We start from the raw sequence: 244 nt of genomic DNA on the forward strand, positions 1-244 counted from the left end.
TACTGGAAAAAGAAATTATCCCTGAAATAGAAAGGGAAAGTTCCGATGAACTTTCAAAGGAAGAACTCAGTGAAGTGGTTAAAAAGCTAGATGAAAAAGTGAAGAAATACGATCAAGAAATCGAGGAAAGTGAAAAAGCAAAAGATCGCAAACAACTCCGTTCTATGCGAAAAGAACCCAAGCAATACCGTAAACAATTCCAAGACTATGTAATTCGTAAACAGAAATATCAAAATGATATGGA

Annotated in this window: 1 pseudogene; it reads left to right on the forward strand. The window is 34.4% G+C overall.

Annotation, left to right across the window (positions count from 1 at the left end):
* Nucleotides 1-244: pseudogene (locus Q1A47_RS20750) on the forward strand (IS5/IS1182 family transposase); the annotation flags it as partial.

The organism is uncultured Virgibacillus sp. (genome assembly GCF_947495635.1).
Lineage (GTDB): Bacteria > Bacillota > Bacilli > Bacillales > Amphibacillaceae > Virgibacillus > Virgibacillus salarius.